Origin of the sequence: Desulfatibacillum aliphaticivorans DSM 15576, assembly GCF_000429905.1 — a bacterium.
Taxonomy (GTDB): domain Bacteria; phylum Desulfobacterota; class Desulfobacteria; order Desulfobacterales; family Desulfatibacillaceae; genus Desulfatibacillum; species Desulfatibacillum aliphaticivorans.
Genome location: NZ_AUCT01000001.1, coordinates 147,408 through 166,155, shown reverse-complemented (window position 1 = coordinate 166,155; position 18,748 = coordinate 147,408). Strand labels below are relative to the sequence as shown.

Genomic DNA, 18,748 nt, shown 5'->3' with positions numbered 1-18,748 from the left:
TCCGTTTTGTTTCGTTTTTCGTAGGAACAGGGTTTTCCCTGCCCACATTTTTTGGGTGGCCCAGGCAGCGCAGTTTGCTGCCTGGGTGCGAAGCATAAAAGGCCTGCTGACAGGCTTACACACATCAAAATTGCCAATTGCACCGGCGATTTCTCGACCATCATCCCGCCATAGGGGCGCTGCTTGTCGCGCCCGCTTAGGGGCCGGGTTTCCCAACCCGTCCCTATCGTGAATCCAGCGTTCCCCCGCCGTCATTCCCGAGCGTTTCTATCGGGAATCCAGTGTCTCGTTTTCCCGTTTCCGAAAAAAGATTATTTGAACCACGGAATACACTGAAAAACACGGAAGAAAAAAATTTCCGTGTCATCCGTGCCTTCCGTGGTTGAAGTCTTTTTTAGACAGCCCAGGCAGAGCCGTATCCTGCCTGGGTCTCAGAGCGACATGCAGTTCAGCCGCAGCGCTGCCGGACGCCCATGGCGCGCACCAGCAGACCAGGTTTTTCAGTGCCTGGCACAGAGTTATCGAGTTTTTGAGAGACGTCCCCTGAAATGCATTTGAGAGACGTCCCCTGAAATGCACGGAAGAAAAAAATTTCCGTGTCATCCGTGCCTTCCGTGGTTGAAGTCTTTTTTAGACAGCCCAGGCAGAGCCTTATCCTGCCTGGGTCGCAGAGCGACATGCAGTGCAGCCGCATCGCTGCCGGACGCCCATGGCGCGCACGAGCAGACCAGGTTTTTCAGTGCCTGGCACAGAGTTATCGAGTTTTTGAGAGACGTCCCCTGAAATTGTTGAGAGACGTCCCCTGAAATTGAGAGACGTCCCCTGAAATGCATCAATCAAACCGAACCAGGGCCTTTACGGCCCCATGCCGGGCTTTATTCAAGTTCACCTCAATCATTTCCCTATAATCTTCCAGCCTGAACGTGTGGGTCACAAGGGGGGCTGTCCGGATCCTTCCTTCATTCATGAACTCCATAGCCAGGTCAAATACATGGCGGGTTTCGCCCTGGTAAGTCACCCGGCCGTAACCGTAGACCCCCTTGATGTTCTGGAGCTTGAGCCATAAGGGGGTCAGATCCAGTTTAACGTCGCTGCCAATGCCCACAAGGCTCAGTGTTCCAAAGGGTCCAAGGATTCTCAGGCCCATGTTCAGGGTGGCTGAATTCCCAACCGTATCGTAAATCCGGTCAAATCCTCCCATGAGCACCGGCTGGCCCAACTGGGGCTGGTACATGGCGGCGCCGGTGAATTCGGCCGCAGTCTGGTACACTGCCTTGAAAGGAATAATTTCAGCCTGTCCCAACTCCTCGGCCAGAGCTGCGGCATGGGCTGCAGGCTCTATCAGGGCGATGCCGGCGTCAGGACAAAGGGTGCGGACCGCCTGGATCACCAGGTTGCCGATGACCCCCCCGCCGATCACAAGAATTTTGTCTGAAGGTTCGGGCATATTGTCAAACACGGTCTGCAGCGCCACGGCAAGGGGTTCGGTCATGGCCGCAGCCTCCATGCCAAGAGAGTCCGGGACCTTGAAAAGCTGACTTTCATGGGCGCGGATAAAAGGAGCAAATCCCCCGGTAACCCCTGAATTGAGCCCCGTGAACATGCCGGGCGGCAAACCGCCTTTGGCGGAATTTTCGCAATTTAGGGAACGGCCTGCCGCACAGACGGCGCATTGGGGAGACAGTTTCCGAACCGTGCATCCAAGGCCCGGGTTTACCGTAACCACATCCCCTAATTCAAATTGGGTCGCCTCCGGGCCCTTTTCAACGATCCTGCCAACCACCTCATGTCCGATAATGCAGGGAAAAGAGCTAAAGGGCGACGCAGTGGGGGAGTCATGGAGCATCATGAGATTCAGATCGCTGCCGCAAAAACCGCAGAAGATGGTTTTCAGCTTGACCCATTGTCCGGCGGGAGCGGCTGGTTCGGGAATCTCCACAAGACGGACGGTTTTAAACGGCCCCTTAAAATAGACGTTGTTTCCGAAAATGGGCTTGATTGCCTTGGCTGCAATAAATCCGGGGGGAGTTACATTGAACTGCAATGCTTTCATGGCGATCTCCAGATGCTGTTTTTTATATCCTGCTCTGCCATGGCAGAAACAGAGTTAAGCCAGGTCCGTGACCCGGCCTCTTTGCATTGGGGTTATTATATGAACTATAGTTCATATTTTGTAAAGAGAAATTTTCCTTTTTAATAGATAGTTAAAATTTTTTATGAATAAAGGTTCGTATTATGCCTTTGCCTTGAAAAACCATCCGCAAATCTGTACAAAACAATCGGATAGTGAACCAGAAAACTCAAACCGCGAAAGGGTTGATCATGCCAGTCAAACCTATTAACAGCATCCGCTTCAATACACGTTGCACCGGCGAAGGGCCGGCTTTTATCTGGGGGCATGGGCTCATGGGCAGCATGAAAAGCGAGGATCTTATTGATCTGTTCCAATGGGAGGCATTTCCTGAGACAAACCGGTTGATCCGGTATGATGCCAGGGGACACGGGGAAACCCAGCCCACGTTTTTTCCTGAAGACTATCACTGGAAACAACTGGCAAAAGACATGCTGGCAGTGGCCGAAAGCTATGGTGAAACCAGGGTCATTGCCGGCGGCCAGTCCATGGGCTGCGCCACGGCGATTTATTCCGCCTGTATTGCTCCGGAAAAAATAAAAGGCCTGATTCTGGTTAATCCGCCTACTGCCTGGGAAACCCGGGCGGAACAAGGTAAACTTTACAATAAAATGGCAGCGATGGGGTGGCTGTTCGGCGGAGGGATGCTGGCCCGGATGATGCGTAACAAACTGTCCCGCCTGCTTCCCCAATGGCTGATCGACGCCGAAGAGGGCAAGGTTGAAGGCGCACTTGAAGGCATGAAATCCTTGAAAAGAAAAACCCTTTACAACCTGTTCACGGGCGCGGCCCTGACCGATTTTCCTTCCCGGGATACGATTGAAAATATCCAGGCCCCCTGCTTGATCCTTGGATGGATTGGAGACCCCACGCATCCGGTGGAAACAGCGGAAGAGCTTCACCGGCTGCTGCCTGATTCAGAACTCGTGATTGCCAATGGGTACTCCGATTTTAAGAAATGGCCTGAACTGATGCGTGATTTTGTAAAAAATAACCATAAATAATAACAGGTTTAAGAAGGTGGGGGCGTCCGTTGAAATAAGTTCCGGCGGCGAACCGCCGAAAAGCGAAAAGACGGAAAAACATACCTCCGGCGGCAAACTGCCAAACTGCAAAAGACCTGCCTCCGGCGGCAAACCGCCGAAAAGCGAAAAGACGGAAAAGCATGCCACCGGCGGCGAACTGCTAAACTGCGAAAGGCCTGCCTCCAAAGCGAAAAGACGGAAAAGCATGCCACCGGCGGCGAACTGCTAAACTGCGAAAGGCCTGCCTCCGGCGGCCCGCTTTTGAAAAAGCGGGGCAAAACTTTTTAAAATGGCGCTTCGCGCAGAGGGATAATGTAATGTCGAGGTCCCCGCGCTTTGTAGTGACAGGCCCCCGTGCCTGTCCGTTTTGTTTCGTTTTTCGTAGGAACAGGGTTTTCCCTACCCACATTTTTTGGGTGGCCCAGGCAGCGCAGTTTGCTGCCTGGGTGCGAAGCACAAAAGGCTTGCTGACAGGCTTTTACACCTCAAAATTGCCGTTTTCACCCGCGACTTCTCGACCTTCTTCCCGCCGCAGGGGCGCCGCTTGCCGCGCCCGCGAAGGGGCAGGGGTTCGCTGCCCGACTTTTGCCTGTCATTCCCGAGTGTTCCTGGTTCACGTAGTGACAGGCCCCCGTGCCTGTCCGCATTTTTCGCCCGCCATTCCCTGGATCACGGAGGGGCGCCGCTTGTCGCGCCCGCGCAGGGGTTGGGTCTCCCAACCCGTCCCTATCGGGAACCCAGTGTCTTGTTTTCCCGTTTCCGAAAGAGGATTATTTCAACCACGGAATACACTGAAAAACACGGAAGAAAAAAAATTCCGTGACCTCCGTGCCTTCCGTGGTTGAAGTCTTTTTTGGGCAGCCCTGGCAGAGCCGTACCCTGCCTGGGTCGTAGAGCGACATGGCGTCCAGCTGCACAACTACTATACGCCCACAACTCGCACGAACAGATCATGCAACCATGGTCCATGTAGTGACAGGTCCCCGTGCCTGTCTGCTTTGTTTTGTTTTTTGTAGGGGCCGGGTTTCCCTGCCCGATTTTTTGCCTGTCATTCCCTATCGTCTACGGCCCATGTAGGGGCTGGGTCTCCCAACCCGTCCCTATCGGGAACCCAATGTCTTGTTTTCCCGTTTCCGAAAGAGGATTATTTCAACCACGGAATACACTGAAAAACACGGAAGAAAAAAAATTCCGTGACCTCCGTGCCTTCCGTGGTTGAAGTCTTTTTTGGGCAGCCCTGGCAAAGCCGTACCCTGCCTGGGTCGCAGAGCGACATGCAGCACAGCCGCACAACTACTATACGCCCACAACTGGCATGAACAGATCATGCTTTACAGATTGAGTTAGTGGAATAATCAAAGACGTCCCCTGAAACACTGAAACACGTCCCCTGAAAACACATGAACTCGTGTTAATATATATTTGGGATAGGAGGCACTGGGATATTGAGATTGACTGTAGAATCATAGAATTTGACATCTTTTGCTCGAAGGTGCTGAAAGAATTGATGTTCAAGTGCTGGGTCATTGCCACCAGGAGAGGGAAGCCAACCTTGACCGATGGACTCGTATACAAGCAACCAATGCTGTTCATTAAGACCAAAATTTTTAATCAAATCTGCCCACACATTTATGTTTGGAGGAGATTCAAATACTTTTTTATGAATACCGTCCAGAGCGGTCAATGCAACAGCGTCATCTTTCATCTCTTCTATACAAGCCGCTGACTCTTTGGAAAGTTGTATTGCAAAGACGCCTGCAGCCCAGATGCACCATGCAACCTCGCTGCTATGTCCTAGAGGTGCATGTCTTTGGGTAATGAAGTCTAAAGCTCTTTTTAATGCTGGCAGATCGATATCCTTGCCGCGGGTTCTATGCTCTTGGAATGAAAGCAATGTTTGCTGAAGTGTACCAGAGTCAACACAGGCAGCTTGCAAAGACAGACGCTGTATCAGTATGGCTGTATTATTATCAGGTGGGTCGCTCGGCAGTCTGGCTGTAATATACTTAAGAACAGGCTCACCAGGGAACTTCCGAGCGAGTTCGAAAGCATCAGTGAAATAGCGAACTAATTGACGTTGCATTTTTTGTGGCTCAGCGGCAAATTCAAGCCCGCTAAACTCATTTACCCAAGTTGTGTCTAACGCTGCAGGAAGTTCTGTAGTAGTTGTTTTTTTGGGGTTCAAGTTTAGCTCAAATTCTGAAAGTGCACCTTGAAGGACAGCTAATATTTGTTCAGCTTTTTCAAGGCTGTCACAAACAAATTCATAATCATCTACAAATCTAAATCCACGGGCATCAGTGATTTCTTTCATTAATAGTTGATCAACAGCAGACAACAGTGCTTCAGCAAGAACAAAAGAAGTATCGGGGCCAACCGGGAGACCAATGGTTTGGCCGTCTTGCAGGTTTCTCGACCAAAGGTCAAGCCCATTGCCGACTAATTGAGGCATCCCGGTCTTTGGCGACCAACGCCTATTATTCTTTGCATTGGCTTTGCCATGTAATGCCCATGGTAGACTATGAGTGTAAATTGTATGGTAGAATTTTGATACATCTGCATTAAGGAGAAAACGCCCAGAAGACCGAACTTCAGCGCGGGTGCTGGGGAGATTAGTGAAACCGGAGGCACCTTCAACGGCTCTAACCGTGGACAATACAGGCGCACTACGGGTTATTGAAGATTTTGCCCATTGTGCTGTTAGTGTATCCCAATGCTCGACAATAAGACCTGCTAACTCGCAAAATGGGTGTGGATTTGGGATAGATATATCACGACGAAGAGATGCGTACTTGGAAAAAGAAAATCGCACGCATTTTGATGTTTGATAAGTAACCTCAGGCACCGCGCCAAGGCCTTCCAATGCATCAGCAAAAGAAATTGTAGTAAATGGGGGAAGCAGTTCTTTGGGAAAAAATCCTCTTCTCAAAAAATCGTCCAATTTCAGCATGATACTGCCTCCTATATGGTAAACTGCTGTTAGGAAAGCCGCCAATTATCCAAGTCTTTGACTTGTTAGCTGTTCACAAACGATTATGCAATGAGCTTTGCCCTAGTAAAGGGGGCTACTCGCGCTATCAAAACCCTCTTGGGGCCGTCCGCTACAAAAATGGATTTAGAAATAAAAAGATCTATAGCAGGAATTTGGAACGAAAAAAAGGGTTGTCCGAAATTCGGACAACCCTTGATTTTTTGAGTGGCGGGGACGACGAGACTTGAACTCGCGACCTCTGGCTTGACAGGCCAAGGGAATTCATTTCCCGCTATTTCCCGGTAGTTCTAAAACTATTTGAATGTTAAGTATTTTTTGGCCCTTTATTTCCCTTGACGTCCAAAGACTTCCCCTGATATACAAAAAACATGCTGGGAATACTGCTGGGAGTCAATATTAAGACCAAGCCATAAGGGGGCCGCCATGCCGTCCATGAAAAGACACAAGACCAAATATGCGGGAGTCTATTTCATCGAGTCAAAACACACTCAATCAGGCAAGCCGGAGCGCGTCTATTATATCTTTTACAGGAAGGACGGTAAGCAGATTGAAGAAAAGGCCGGGCGCCAATACCAGGATGATATGACCCCTGCCAGGGCAGCGGGAATAAGAGCCAAGAGGATCCAGGGCAAGGAATCCAGCAACGAGGAACGCAGGGAGGAAGCCAGGGCTCTCAGGAATGAAGAGGATGGCCGGTGGACCCTGGATAAGATTTGGGAAGAGTACAAGGCGCAAAGGGCCTATAATAAAAGCCTTCGGGTTGATGAAAACCGGTATGACAACCACATCAAGCCTTCATTCGGGAGCAAGGCACCGGATGAAATTATTCAACTGGACGTGGACCGGTTGCGCATCCGGCTTCAAAAAAAGTACAAATCACAAACCGTTCGCCATATCCTTGCCCTGCTAAGACGCCTTGTGAACTTCGGAGCCAAAAAGGGATTAAGCCCGGACCTGGGCTTTACCATCGAAATGCCCACCGTCCACAATGAGAAGACTGAGGACCTGGACCCCGACCAACTGAAAAGCCTCCTAAAAGCCATTGACAAGGCGACCAATACCCAAGTGGCTTCCATTATGAAATTGGCCTTGTACAGCGGCATGAGGCGCGGGGAACTGCTAAAACTGCAATGGGATCACGTAGACTTTGACCGCGGGTTTATTGAGATCGTGGACCCCAAGGGCGGCTTGAGCCAAAAGATACCCTTGAACGATGCCTCCCGAACCCTGCTTGAAAAGCATCCCAGGAGCAAGAGCCCCTATGTTTTCCCGGGCAGGAAAGGCAAACAACGGACCTGTATTAAGAAATCAGCAAACCGGATCAAGGAAGCGGCTGGCCTTCCCAAGGACTTTAGAGCCCTGCATGGGTTGCGCCACGTTTACGCCTCCATGCTGGCAAGCTCGGGCAAAGTGGATATGTACACCCTTCAAAAGCTACTTACCCACAAAAGCCCGTCCATGACCCAACGCTACGCCCATTTGAGGGATGATGCCTTGAAACAGGCTTCCGACCTTGCCGGGCAACTGGTGGATGAAGCGACAAAGGCCGAGGAAAAGGAACCGGATAAGAAGGTTGCAAACATGAGCGACCACAAATAAGCAGGCTCCCAGGGGATAGGGTAGCTCCCGAAAGGCCGGAATCCTGACCGGCTTTCCCCTGGCACCCTAATCAGGAGCGTTTACAGGAGGCGCGGAGCCAATGAAATTTACTTTTGATTATCTCACATTTAATCAAGCAATGGATCAATTAGAGATTGAGGGAGCATACATTCTTTTAGATTTAATCCATAATGGCCATTTGAAGGCATTCCAAACAGGGTATTATACAGAAAGTTCGCAGTATGGTCCTCCCAAACGATGGATTTCTTCTCCTCATGGTTCAATGAAAATAGCCTTCATGAGCGAAAGAGGACGAGACGTCAATATTGACACAATTGTATTCCGCCGGGCAGATGTCGAAGCATACAGAGATAAACTTGAGATAGACACCTCTCCCCTAAACGATACCGAGCGCAAAGAATTTGTTAGGATCAAGAGAGACTTGGCCAGGATCAAGGAAGAAAGAAGGGCTTGGAGGGGAACTAAGGAGGCAGCGCGTTATCTGACCGAGTATTGCAATGACAATCTTGATAGTGTGGAGAATTGGAAAATTGGAAAGGGGGATCTGAAAAAGGTCTTCCGTGAAAAATTCCCTTATCCAAAGCCAAAAGACGGAAACAAACATTATATTGATGACGGGTTTGAGTTTATTTGGGAATGCATTCTAAAGGTTGCCAGAAAGGGGCCAGGAAGACCTAAAGCCCCAAAAGAGATAAACGTGAAGGCTGAATAATTATCGAATCCTGGGATTGATACATTTATTCTAAAAAATAATTCTTTGACCGATGTAAAGCCGCATTCCTATTAGGTTTGCGGCTTTTTTTTGTAATTATTAATTATGGAATCCTGGGGGTGTTATAGCAGCCACAGCCTTTCTTATTTTCATCAATAAAATAAAGTGCTTATATGGATATCAGCGGTTAACGTGGTCATAAATTTGACACCAAACAAAGCATTGAAAGGAACGATTATCATGGAACAGGAAAAAGTTTTTTTGAATGAAAAGGAAGTATCCACTTTGACAGGTTTTGCCCTGTCCACCCTTCGGAACTGGCGGAGTTTGGGCCACGGTCCGGCCTATCATAAGGTTTCAGCCAGGGCCATAAGGTACGAAAAAGGCACCGTCCTAGCCTTCATGGAAAACCATAAGATCGAGCCCAGGAACGCGGCGTAGGGAGAAGAGCGCATGAGTAATCCATCTATGGAAAAGGCTAAGGGATTGGCGCTTCTCCAACGATTAGTTAAGCCTAATGAGCCATTTCGCAAAGGCGGCTGGCCTCATGGTTTGACTCTGCCTTGTTGCTACCGTCGTTTGAAGGATTATTGCGGCCTTTCCAAATCCCAGGCAGAAAAAACCCTGGAAGAATTCCGGGAGTTGGGCCTTGTCACCATCGACGTTGAAAACGGAAATATCGAAGTAAGGGCTACGGAACTCGCCCACACATACATTGAACAGGGGGGCGACATATGACGAATTCGGCCCGGAATAGAAGCCCTTTCAGGCAATCCTGCAAACGCCACAAGGAAAACAACCAATGGCCATAATTGACCTTAACCTTGTCAGACCCTTGCCCGTTGAAGAGTATGAAGAGGAACCATGCATTGATTCCATTCCAGACAGGGAACAACCTTCCCGGGAAGGTGAAACCTCGGAAAAGGAAATCATGGCCCTGCAAAAGGCTGTCCTGGCAAGGGAAAAGGAACTGCAAGAAGAGCACTTCCCAAATCCGAAACATGAAAACCCCAAAAGTGTAGACTTTTCCCCGCTTGCTCCGGAACAAACAGACATTGCTTCCATTCTTGCCGTGGAACCTTTACCCGTGGAGGCGATCCTAAAATATGGGAAGGATGTTTTTTTGCCCAGGGGGATCGTGGGCGCCATTATGGCGACAGGTGGAACGGGGAAAAGTTTTTTCCTTTTACAACTTGCAATGGGCCTTGCCCGCGGCCAGGGGCTTGGACCTTTAAAGCCGCCAAATCCTATGAAGGTTTTGGTATTGGCTGGAGAGGATCCAGAGGCGGAGCTCCACAGGCGGCTTTGGACTATTGGCCGCGGGCAATTCCCTGACGGACTGCATGCTTTTTCCGTGGCCGGTATAGTCGGGCCATTGATGGAACTCCAAGAAAATAACCCGGAACGCTCCCAATGGTACTACTGGCTGGATCAGACCATAGAAAAGCATATGCCGCTTGACTTGGCGATACTGGACCCCAAGAGCCGGTTTTACGGTCTGAATGAAAACGATAATGATCAAGCAACACAATGGGTCAGTGCTTTGGAATCCCTGGTGGTGAAGTATAAGGGCCTGACTATCCTGTTTGCACACCACACAAGCAAGCAAAACGCGGAAAAACAGACCCAGCATGCAGGGCGCGGCGCGTCCGCAATTGTGGACGGCATACGTTGGGCCGCATCCATGACCGGCCTGGAAGAGTCCAAAGCTAAGAAATATGGCGTAGGTAACCCAAAAGACTATGTTGAGATTTCCGTCACAAAGTCAAACTATGCCCCTAAGCCTAACACAGAATTTTATTGGAAGCGTGGCCAGGGCGGCGCCCTGAAGTATGTCTCTCTTGAGGAAATACGCTTGGATGTCATGGCGCGGGAGTTGGTTGGGATAATTATAGACAAGGGGCTTAAACTGTCACGCAGGGACATTGAACGCGAAGATAACGGCAAGGCTCTGGCGGATGCCATAAAAGAAAAATACAAAACTTTTTCCAGGCGGGATGATAGCAACTCAGTTGTGAATCATGCCATTAAAAAAGGATGGCTTGAAGAGGTCAAGGTTCCTACCGGAAGAACGCATAAGTTGATTTTGGAGCCTATAAAAAACCCGGACCTGGCAGGGCAGGAAGGGGGCGGAAAATGACCATTCAAACCCCTTTTATAAAATTCGCTTTATTTTCAATGCTTTTACGCTGGACAACGCTGGACAGAACGAAGTTGTCCAGCGTTAATTATTTGAAATCATGGGATAAAATCCTTTTTCATGACAAGAGAGAAAAACGGCCCTTGTCCAGCGTTAATTCAAACCCTCCTAAACGCTGGACAACGCTGGACAACTCAGACCCGTCCACCGTTGTTTTCAATAAATTCAGTAACATAACGCTGGACAAATCGATTTTTAAAAAACGGCCTTGTCCAGCGTTAATTTCTAATAATTTCAATGATATAACGCTGGACAACTTTTCACCCCTTATAGGGGGGACGGGTTTCCCGTCCACCGTCCCCCCTAAGGTGGGTTTATAGGATCGGAGGCGCACACAATGAACATTCTGGAACTGCTTCAAAGTGAAGGGCATGAGTTGAAAAAGGTAGCCAATACCCAGGGCGGCGAGTATGCCGGGCCATGCCCGTTTTGCTGGGGGGAGGATCGTTTCAGGGTATGGCCGGAGAAAAACCGGTATTGGTGCCGGGGCTGTGACCGCAAAGGGGATGCAATCCAATTTCTAAGGGACCGGGACGGCCTTTCCTTTTTCGATGCCTGCCTTGCCCTGGACATGGAACCGCCCAGGCGCCAAGGGGGGAGCCGTCCCCTTGCCTTGCGCTCCGTTTGGATTCCCAAGGAACCGGTCGAGCCGGGAACCTTGTGGCAGCAAAAAGCGTCCGGCTTTCTTTCCAGGTGTCAATGGACCTTGTGGAACAATTCAGGCGGGGCCCCTGGCCGGGAATTCCTGCAAGCCCGTGGGATTTCTGAAAGCTCCGCTCGCGCGGCCGGCCTTGGCTGGAATCACATGGACACATGGGAAGCCCGCGAAGCCTGGGGCCTGGAACCTGAAATCAAGGAAAACGGCGATCTTAAGAAATTATGGCTTCCAAAGGGCCTTGTTATCCCCTGCCTTGCCCATGGAAAGCCTCTTAGAATCCGAATCAGAAGGCCAGACCCAGGGGAGGGGCCGCGATATTACGCTTTGCAGGGATCTTCCTTTCAACCCATGACCATTGGCTCCGGAACCGTGGCCGTGGTGGTGGAATCCGACCTGGACGCGATCCTGATAGCCCAGGAAGCCCCCCAGAACCTTTTTTCCCTTGCCTTGGGATCAGTGTCAGACAAACCGGACAGGGACGCACATGAGGTATTGAAGCAAGCCGGATGCATCCTTGTAGCCCTGGACGCGGATGAAGCAGGAACGAAAGCATACCTTTGGTGGACGGGCCAATACTCTCAGGCGTTATGGTGGACTGTCCCCGTGGGCAAAGACCCGGGAGAAGCCTTTCAGGCTGGCTTGAGCATCGGGGCATGGATCAGGGCAGGAATAGACCAGGCCGGGAAGGGGCCGGAACCTCTGAAAACCTCTTATCCGGAACATACAAAAACTTGTAATTCAAACTTTTTGAGAAAGGACTGTTAATCATGGCATTTGGAGAAGCGATTAGTTTAATCGGCCAGGGCCTTGGCTTGTTTAGCTCTTTAATGGCCGGGGGAGCGGCAGAGTCGGCAGGCAAGGCCCAGGCCGCGGCTATTGTGCAGGCGGCAGAGGCAAACGCGGAAATCAGCCGGTACGATGCCGAAGTGGCCCGGGAAGACGCCAAGGAAGCGGTATTTCAAACATCCGTTGCCGTAGAGTTGTCGGCCAAAACCATGGACAAAATTTTAGGCCAGCAAAAAGCCCGGTTTGCCAAAAGCGGCGTGATGGTTAACACGGGCACTCCATTGGAGGTCATGGCGCAAACAGCCGTGGACGCGGCCACAGATACCGAATTGACCAAATACAACGGCCTGAAAACACGGGACCGGCAGCTTGCCCTTGCCAAACGGTATGAAATGATGGCAGACGCAGGGCTTGCAGACGCTGCGGCCCAGGCTTACGCAATCGAGAGCGCGGCCAGCGACCGGGCCAGCGGCTACCTGATGACGGGCGTAACCAACGCGGCCAGCTTCGTGTTTGAGCAGGACTGGTTCCAGGACCTTTTCAAAGGGGAATAGCCAGGGCGGGAATAAAGGGGGGACAAGGCGGAGGAACCCCTTTCCCGTGCCGGTAGAAAAACACATATCAAACGGATACCAAACAGGAACAAATATCTAATATTGAAAAAATCAATAGATTTCATATAAGAGGCTGAAATATTAATTGATTTTTTAACCAATTGCAGGTGGGCCTAAAAACAAATTGTCTCTTGCATGTTTTTGCATGGCTTCCAGGCGCAAAAGGCCCCCTGTACTTTTTCATTCTTGCCGGGCAAAGGACCTAAGAAAACCTAAGTTGAGGGGCGGCTATTCCCTGTTGAGGTTTTGGCTGTTGGGGTCGGTGAGTTATATTTTTTTCTTATGTTTCTAATGATTTTAAAGAATAAATATATACCACCAAAAATGGCTGTTAAAAGCAAGGCTGTCTCAGCAATAAAAAGGAAAAAAAGCAATGGTTTCCCGGCAGCAATAAATACAGCAAGAAAGCCTAAAATAGGTATTCCAAAAACTATAAAAAGCCCTAATAGATCATCACTATTAAGGTCCTTAAGCGAAAATAGTTTTTTCATAAAATCACCCTTTTCTTATCGATCAGTTTTCTCATTGAACTTTCTAAAAAGGAGGCCTTCAAAACCGAACAGAAAGACAGTCAATACATTAATCACAGACCATATTTCCCTGGTTAGGTGGATTGACATTACCGGGTTGTAAATAATGCCTGTGATGCCAAAAGCAACGGCCATGGGAGTATTCTGCTTTTCTTTCGCATCGATCACAAAAAAAATGCAAATGATGAAAAGGACAATCCGGAGAAAAACATAATACCCATAAGGGTTTTCAGGATAAAGAGCCCATAAAAGCATTAGTATGGAGACAATTTTAGAGATAAGCATGGCGTCTATGCCTCTTTTAGTTTGCGGTAACTATGGTTAACACAATGGTAATCTTTAGATCAAGATATAACTTGACACGGGTGCGCGGCTGGCCTATTCTGAGGCCGTCAAATCAAAAAGCGGACCCCGCACCGGAAAGGCGGGATTGTTGTTTGTGGGCCACCACAACAGCACACCTTACAGAAATAGAGCGCGCATGGTGTCCGGTAGCGGCAACGCCCGGGGGTTTCTTTTTGAACCTGACAGCACCATGCGCGTTTTCTTTTTGAAGAGGGGAGGATCTACCATGTACAAACCCGAAGCAGAAGTAAACCTTACGGATTTTGATCATACTAATATGGAGGGGTTTTTAATCGAAATGAGGTGCAGAATAGCCCTACTAAAAGATATTCTTCACATAGAGACGGAACCAATGCCAAATCTCACGCGTGAAGCATGGTTTGGTATTGAATACATCTTTCATGAAGTTTTAAGGGATCTTCAAAAATTTTCTACGGCCTGGATTCAGGAATCACAAGACATGGCCAACGAAATTGAAGACCTTAAAAGGCAACTGGAAGCCGTCCAGGCTTAAGACTGACCTATCAAGTGGGGCATTATCATAGCAAATTTCTTGACACGTCAAGGTAACTCAAGGTAACTATATATCAACAGATGGTTATGAATCGGGAAAACTCAGAGGGTTTGTTCAGGGTTGTGGTGACCATTAACATCCTTTGACCCGGAAATTACGCCTCAGGTCAGTTATGGCCTGGGGCGTTTTGTTTTCCGGGGCCTTGAGGGACTCCGGGTTACCCAACACCTTACCCCACAGAGCGGCCTATGATTTAATTCCCAGCACTCCCAGCACGGCAAAAAGGGATCTTCCTTCCTGCCCTGGAAAAAATCCGGCAAGAGGGCTGCTTTCCTTCCATTTACTTTGATTTTGATGCTGGGTGCTGGGAATAGTGCTGGGAGCACTGCTTTTAGGCAAGAAAAAAGGGGTTAACCGAAATCGGCTAACCCCTTGATTTTCTTAGTGGCGGGGACGACGAGACTTGAACTCGCGACCTCTGGCTTGACAGGCCAGCGTTCTAACCAAAGCTGAACTACGCCCCCGTGGTAGGCGGAACAGGGCTTGAACCTGTGACCCCCGGCTTGTAAGGCCGGTGCTCTCCCAACTGAGCTACCCGCCCGAGCGTTGAAAGCTCCTAAAACCGGGTTTCTTTGTGTTGCTTTGTTTCAGGTGAAACCCTTCCTAAAGGCGCTCGTTAAGTATCAATTCCGCCTTTGGATGTCAAGCAATTAAACAACCCGGTCACACTTTTTTTTAACTTTTGTTAGAGCCAGCGTTTGCGCGGGTTTGTGCGCAAACGCCGGCCCGGAAATTTCACTAGTTTATCTGCATTTCAGGCGGATTTTCCACCCCGTTGGGGACCACGCATCCCATGGGCAGGTCGGCGTCCTCGTTGAACAGGACTTCGCCTTCCTTGAGCACCAGGGCGTGCTCCAGAACCTGATCCATATGACCCACGGGCGTGACCTTGACGGCCTTTAAAACGCGAGCCGGGATGTCGGCCAGGTCCTTTTCGTTTTCCTCGGGAATGAGGATGGCCTTGATGCCGGCCCGGTGGGCGGCCAGGATTTTCTCCTTAAGCCCGCCGATGGGCAGGATTCTGCCCCGGAGGGTGATTTCCCCGGTCATGGCCAGGTCGCGGTGGACCTTTCTGCCCGTGAGCACGCTCACGATGGAGGTGCACATGGTGATTCCGGCGCTGGGGCCGTCCTTGGGGATGGCGCCTTCCGGGATGTGGATGTGGATGTCCATTTTTTTATGGAACTCGGGATCGATGCACAGCCTGGGAGTGCGGGAGCGCACATAGCTGACCGCCGCCCGGGCGGATTCCTTCATGACGTCGCCGAGCTTCCCGGTGACGATGAGCTCGCCCTTGCCGGGCATGGTGACGGTTTCCACGGCCAGGATTTCGCCGCCCACCTGGGTCCAGGCGAGGCCCGTGACCAGGCCGATGCGGTCTTCCAGTTCAATCTGACCGTGGCGGAACCGTTCGGGCCCCAGGTGCTTGCCAACGCTCTGGGCCGTGACCCGCACCGGGCCTTCGGGTTGATCCTTGACGATGATGCGCGCCACCTTGCGGCAAATCGAGGCGATTTCCCGCTCCAGGTTGCGGACGCCGGCTTCCCGGGTGTATCCGCGAATGATGGTGTACACGGCGTTATCGGAGATAGTCACCATTTCGTCGTTGAGGCCGTTCACCTTCAGCTGCTTGGGGATGAGGTAGCCCCGGGCGATATGGAATTTTTCCAGCTCCGTATACCCTGGAATCCGGATGATCTCCATCCTGTCCTGGAGGGGCAGGGGGATGTCCGGCAAGGTGTTGGCCGTGGTGATGAACAGGATGTCGGACAGGTCGTAGTCCACGTCCATATAGTGATCGTTAAAGGACGAGTTCTGTTCCGGGTCCAGGACTTCCAGGAGGGCCGCCGAGGGATCGCCCCGGAAGTCCATGCTCATTTTGTCCACTTCGTCCAGGCAGAACACGGGGTTGTTCACCCCCACCTTTTTAAGGGACTGGATGACCTTGCCGGGCAGGGCGCCGATATAGGTGCGCCTGTGGCCGCGGATTTCCGCTTCGTCCCGCACGCCGCCCAAAGAGAGGCGCACGAATTTCCTGTTAGTGGCCCGGGCCACGGACTTGGCAAGGGATGTCTTGCCCACGCCGGGGGGGCCCACAAGGCACAGGATGGGGCCGCGGATTTTTTTCACCAAAGCCTGGACGGCCAGGTATTCCAGGATGCGCTCCTTGGGCTTTTCCAGGCCGTAGTGGTCCTGATCCAGGATGTTTTCGGCCTCGGTCACGTCGGTGCGAATCTTGGCGCGTTCGTACCAGGGCAGGGCCAGGAACCAGTCGATGTAGTTTCTGACCACGGTGGCTTCGGCGGACATGGGGCTCATGAGCTTGAGCTTTTTGAACTCCTGGCGCACCCGGTTGGCGGCTTCCTTGGGCATGCGTTTTTTCTTGATGCGCCTTTCCAGCTCGTCCAGTTCGCCGGCCTGCTCGTCATCCGAGCCCATCTCCTTGCGGATGGCCCGCATCTGCTCGTTGAGGTAGTATTGCCTCTGGGTCTTTTCCATCTGGGTTTTGACCCGGCCCTTGATCCGGAATTCCATCTCGTTGATGGCGATTTCGGTCTTCATGAACTGAAGCAAAAGGGTCAGGCGCTCAACGGGCGATATGGCTTCCAGGAGGCTTTGCTTGTCCTCAATCTTGAACTGGAAGTGGGAAGCCACGGTGTCGGCCAGTTGGGACGGGTCCGTGATGGCCTTGAGGCTGTTCATCAGGTCTTTGGGAATGTTCTTGTTGACCTTGGCGTACGACTTGAACGTCTCCAAAATGGTGCGGACCATGGCTTCCGCCTCGGTCTGCTGCACATCGGGTTCGGCCAAGGGCTCCAGTTCCACCCTGAAGTGGCTTTCGGAGCGGATGAACTCGGTGATTTTCGCCCGGGACTTGCCTTCCACCAGGGCTTTGACCGTGCCGTCGGGCAGGCGCAGCAATTGGAGAACGGTTCCCACGGCGCCCACTCTGTGCAGGTCTTTTTCCTCCGGGTTGTCCACGGAGGCGTTTTTCTGGGTGACCAGGAAAACGCTTTTATCCTTGGCCATGGCTTCGGACAGGGCGTTTATGGACTGGTCCCGGCCCACGAACAGGGGCACCACCATATGGGGGAACACGACTATGTCCCTCAGGGGCAACAGGGGAAGATTCATGCGGGGAACTCCTTCATCTTCCTGGCTCTTTTTGAGCTTGGATATGCTGAACATAAAGTTTTATTTCCGTCAGTTTTATCAGGCTTTCTTTTTACTGGGTTCAAAAAGGAGGATGGGGTCTTCGCCGTGCATGACCACCTCTTCCCCTATGACGCATTCCTTGACGTTTTCCATGGAAGGAATCTCGTACTGGATATCCAGCATGGCCTTTTCCACGATAGCTCGCAGGCCCCTGGCGCCTGATTTGCGATCCAAGGCGCCTTTGGCGATGGCGGAAAGGGCGCTGTCCGTGAAGCGAAGTTTGACGCCTTCCATTTCAAAGAGTTTCTGGAACTGCTTGACCAGGGCGTTTTTGGGCTCCGTCAAAATTCTGACCAGGCTTTCCTCGCCCAGCTCGCCCAGGGTGGCGATGACCGGCAAGCGGCCGACGAATTCGGGGATGAGCCCGAACTTCAACAGGTCTTCCGGCCGGGTCTGAACCAGCAGGTCGCCGATCTTCATGTCGGTTTTGGTTTGCACCTTGGCGCCGAAGCCCATGACTTTTTCGCCCTGCCTGCGTTGAATCAGCTCGGCCAGGCCGTTGAAGGCGCCGCCGCAGATGAACAGGATGTTGGAGGTGTCCACCTTGACGAAATCCTGTTGCGGGTGCTTGCGTCCGCCCTTGGGAGGAACGCTGGCCGTGGTGCCTTCCACGATTTTCAGCAAGGCCTGCTGGACCCCTTCGCCGGAGACGTCCCGGGTGATGGAGGGGTTGTCGGACTTGCGGGCGATTTTATCGATTTCGTCGATGTACACAATGCCGCGTTTGGCCCGTTCCACGTCGTAATCGGCGTTCTGGAGCAGGGAGAGGATGATGTTTTCCACGTCCTCGCCCACGTAGCCGGCTTCCGTCAAGGCCGTGGCGTCGGCGATGGTGAAGGGCACGTCCAGGAACCTGGCGAGGGTCTGGGCCAAAAGGGTCTTGCCGCTGCCCGTGGGGCCTATGAGCAGGACGTTGCTTTTTTGAATGTCCACGTCCTTGGAGTCAAAGGCGGTGTCAAGGCGTTTGTAATGATTGTAAACCGCAACGGACAACACTTTTTTAGCGTGGTCCTGCTCGATGACGTATTCGTCGAGCATGGCCTTGATTTCTTTGGGGGATGGGATGTCCTGGAATTCGGAATCCACGGCCCCTTTTTCGGTTTCCTCGGCAATAATCTCGTTGCACAACTCAATGCATTCATCGCAGATGTATACGGCGGGTCCGGCAATGAGCTTTTTCACCTCATCCTGGTTTTTGCCGCAGAAAGAGCACCGCAGATGATCCGAGGAGTCGCCTTTTTTGCTCATATTTCTCTAATCTCCATAAAGAATTTGCGTAATTTCCAGCCAATTAAAACCGGAAAAGTCTGGTTTTAAGTATAGCCATGCTTTGAGTTCTTGGCAA

Annotated in this window: 16 protein-coding genes and 2 tRNA genes; 10 read left to right on the top strand and 8 right to left on the bottom strand. The window is 51.3% G+C overall.

Annotated elements, in window-relative coordinates; all coding sequences use genetic code 11:
* Positions 1-832 precede the first annotated feature (832 nt).
* On the bottom strand, positions 833-2,053 hold the full coding sequence (locus G491_RS0100780; protein ID WP_028313229.1) for a zinc-dependent alcohol dehydrogenase: 1,221 nt from the start codon (positions 2,051-2,053) through the stop codon (positions 833-835).
* A gap of 269 nt (positions 2,054-2,322) precedes the next feature.
* On the opposite strand from G491_RS0100780, the gene G491_RS0100775 reads away from it, so the two are divergent.
* A complete protein-coding gene (locus G491_RS0100775; protein WP_084511202.1) occupies positions 2,323-3,135 on the top strand; it encodes an alpha/beta fold hydrolase in 813 nt (270 codons plus the stop codon).
* A gap of 1,432 nt (positions 3,136-4,567) precedes the next feature.
* Here the strand turns inward: G491_RS0100775 and G491_RS0100765 are convergent.
* The gene (locus G491_RS0100765) at positions 4,568-6,106 is read right to left on the bottom strand and encodes an RNA-directed DNA polymerase (RefSeq protein ID WP_084511200.1); all 1,539 of its coding nucleotides are present in this window, start codon (positions 6,104-6,106) and stop codon (positions 4,568-4,570) included.
* Positions 6,107-6,571: 465 nt separating this feature from the next.
* On the opposite strand from G491_RS0100765, the gene G491_RS0100760 reads away from it, so the two are divergent.
* The 8 genes from G491_RS0100760 to G491_RS0100725 all read left to right on the top strand — a co-directional run bounded on the left by G491_RS0100760 (position 6,572) and on the right by G491_RS0100725 (position 12,678).
* On the top strand, positions 6,572-7,747 hold the full coding sequence (locus G491_RS0100760) for a tyrosine-type recombinase/integrase (protein WP_028313225.1): 1,176 nt from the start codon (positions 6,572-6,574) through the stop codon (positions 7,745-7,747).
* 100 nt (positions 7,748-7,847) lie between these two features.
* Positions 7,848-8,480: a hypothetical protein gene (locus G491_RS0100755; protein WP_028313224.1), complete on the top strand. Its 633-nt coding sequence runs from the start codon at positions 7,848-7,850 to the stop codon at positions 8,478-8,480.
* A gap of 240 nt (positions 8,481-8,720) precedes the next feature.
* Positions 8,721-8,921, top strand: a complete 201-nt coding sequence (locus G491_RS0100750; RefSeq protein WP_028313223.1) for a helix-turn-helix transcriptional regulator — start codon at positions 8,721-8,723, stop codon at positions 8,919-8,921.
* 12 nt (positions 8,922-8,933) lie between these two features.
* Positions 8,934-9,218, top strand: coding sequence for a helix-turn-helix domain-containing protein (locus tag G491_RS0100745; protein ID WP_157467875.1), 285 nt, complete (start codon positions 8,934-8,936; stop codon positions 9,216-9,218).
* Between the two features lie 64 nt (positions 9,219-9,282).
* Positions 9,283-10,620: an AAA family ATPase gene (locus G491_RS0100740; protein ID WP_028313221.1), complete on the top strand. Its 1,338-nt coding sequence runs from the start codon at positions 9,283-9,285 to the stop codon at positions 10,618-10,620.
* On the top strand, positions 10,617-11,000 hold the full coding sequence (locus G491_RS0100735; protein WP_028313220.1) for a hypothetical protein: 384 nt from the start codon (positions 10,617-10,619) through the stop codon (positions 10,998-11,000). Before G491_RS0100740 ends, G491_RS0100735 begins: the two co-directional genes overlap by 4 nt.
* A gap of 17 nt (positions 11,001-11,017) precedes the next feature.
* Positions 11,018-12,103, top strand: a complete 1,086-nt coding sequence (locus G491_RS28880; protein WP_051326933.1) for a CHC2 zinc finger domain-containing protein — start codon at positions 11,018-11,020, stop codon at positions 12,101-12,103.
* Between the two features lie 2 nt (positions 12,104-12,105).
* Complete coding sequence (locus G491_RS0100725) at positions 12,106-12,678, top strand: hypothetical protein (RefSeq protein WP_028313219.1); 573 nt, start codon at positions 12,106-12,108, stop codon at positions 12,676-12,678.
* A gap of 272 nt (positions 12,679-12,950) precedes the next feature.
* Here the strand turns inward: G491_RS0100725 and G491_RS0100720 are convergent, their stop codons facing one another.
* Both G491_RS0100720 and G491_RS36690 read right to left on the bottom strand, forming a co-directional pair.
* Complete coding sequence (locus tag G491_RS0100720) at positions 12,951-13,229, bottom strand: hypothetical protein (protein ID WP_028313218.1); 279 nt, start codon at positions 13,227-13,229, stop codon at positions 12,951-12,953.
* Positions 13,230-13,244: 15 nt separating this feature from the next.
* Positions 13,245-13,553, bottom strand: coding sequence for a DUF6804 family protein (locus G491_RS36690; RefSeq protein ID WP_028313217.1), 309 nt, complete (start codon positions 13,551-13,553; stop codon positions 13,245-13,247).
* Positions 13,554-13,839: 286 nt separating this feature from the next.
* Here G491_RS36690 and G491_RS0100710 point away from each other — a divergent pair, with 286 nt between their 5' ends.
* Positions 13,840-14,127 carry a hypothetical protein gene (locus tag G491_RS0100710; protein WP_157467872.1) on the top strand — a complete coding sequence of 96 codons (288 nt, stop codon included), beginning with the start codon at positions 13,840-13,842 and terminating at the stop codon, positions 14,125-14,127.
* A 445-nt stretch (positions 14,128-14,572) separates the two neighbouring features.
* On the opposite strand, the gene G491_RS0100705 is transcribed toward G491_RS0100710, so the two are convergent.
* The 4 genes from G491_RS0100705 to clpX form a co-directional block, all read right to left on the bottom strand.
* Positions 14,573-14,651 (bottom strand) — tRNA-Asp (locus G491_RS0100705).
* A 1-nt stretch (position 14,652) separates the two neighbouring features.
* Positions 14,653-14,728: transfer RNA gene (locus G491_RS0100700), tRNA-Val, on the bottom strand.
* 197 nt (positions 14,729-14,925) lie between these two features.
* Positions 14,926-17,376, bottom strand: a complete 2,451-nt coding sequence (gene lon / locus G491_RS0100695; RefSeq protein WP_028313215.1) for an endopeptidase La — start codon at positions 17,374-17,376, stop codon at positions 14,926-14,928.
* A gap of 24 nt (positions 17,377-17,400) precedes the next feature.
* Positions 17,401-18,651, bottom strand: a complete 1,251-nt coding sequence (clpX, locus tag G491_RS0100690) for an ATP-dependent Clp protease ATP-binding subunit ClpX (protein ID WP_012610594.1) — start codon at positions 18,649-18,651, stop codon at positions 17,401-17,403.
* Positions 18,652-18,748: the final 97 nt, after the last annotated feature.

Bases quoted from the DNA above. Each gene is read 5' to 3' on its own strand.
- G491_RS28880 (WP_051326933.1), top strand. From the start codon at position 11,018: ATGAACATTCTGGAACTGCTTCAAAGTGAAGGGCATGAGTTGAAAAAG.
- G491_RS0100745 (WP_157467875.1), top strand. From the start codon at position 8,934: ATGAGTAATCCATCTATGGAAAAGGCTAAGGGATTGGCGCTTCTCCAA.
- G491_RS0100710 (WP_157467872.1), top strand. From the start codon at position 13,840: ATGTACAAACCCGAAGCAGAAGTAAACCTTACGGATTTTGATCATACT.
- G491_RS0100780 (WP_028313229.1), bottom strand. From the start codon at position 2,053: ATGAAAGCATTGCAGTTCAATGTAACTCCCCCCGGATTTATTGCAGCC.
- clpX (WP_012610594.1), bottom strand. From the start codon at position 18,651: ATGAGCAAAAAAGGCGACTCCTCGGATCATCTGCGGTGCTCTTTCTGC.
- lon (WP_028313215.1), bottom strand. From the start codon at position 17,376: ATGTTCAGCATATCCAAGCTCAAAAAGAGCCAGGAAGATGAAGGAGTT.
- G491_RS0100725 (WP_028313219.1), top strand. From the start codon at position 12,106: ATGGCATTTGGAGAAGCGATTAGTTTAATCGGCCAGGGCCTTGGCTTG.
- G491_RS0100735 (WP_028313220.1), top strand. From the start codon at position 10,617: ATGACCATTCAAACCCCTTTTATAAAATTCGCTTTATTTTCAATGCTT.
- G491_RS0100765 (WP_084511200.1), bottom strand. From the start codon at position 6,106: ATGCTGAAATTGGACGATTTTTTGAGAAGAGGATTTTTTCCCAAAGAA.
- G491_RS0100740 (WP_028313221.1), top strand. From the start codon at position 9,283: ATGGCCATAATTGACCTTAACCTTGTCAGACCCTTGCCCGTTGAAGAG.
- G491_RS0100750 (WP_028313223.1), top strand. From the start codon at position 8,721: ATGGAACAGGAAAAAGTTTTTTTGAATGAAAAGGAAGTATCCACTTTG.
- G491_RS0100720 (WP_028313218.1), bottom strand. From the start codon at position 13,229: ATGAAAAAACTATTTTCGCTTAAGGACCTTAATAGTGATGATCTATTA.
- G491_RS0100775 (WP_084511202.1), top strand. From the start codon at position 2,323: ATGCCAGTCAAACCTATTAACAGCATCCGCTTCAATACACGTTGCACC.
- G491_RS0100760 (WP_028313225.1), top strand. From the start codon at position 6,572: ATGCCGTCCATGAAAAGACACAAGACCAAATATGCGGGAGTCTATTTC.
- G491_RS0100755 (WP_028313224.1), top strand. From the start codon at position 7,848: ATGAAATTTACTTTTGATTATCTCACATTTAATCAAGCAATGGATCAA.
- G491_RS36690 (WP_028313217.1), bottom strand. From the start codon at position 13,553: ATGCTTATCTCTAAAATTGTCTCCATACTAATGCTTTTATGGGCTCTT.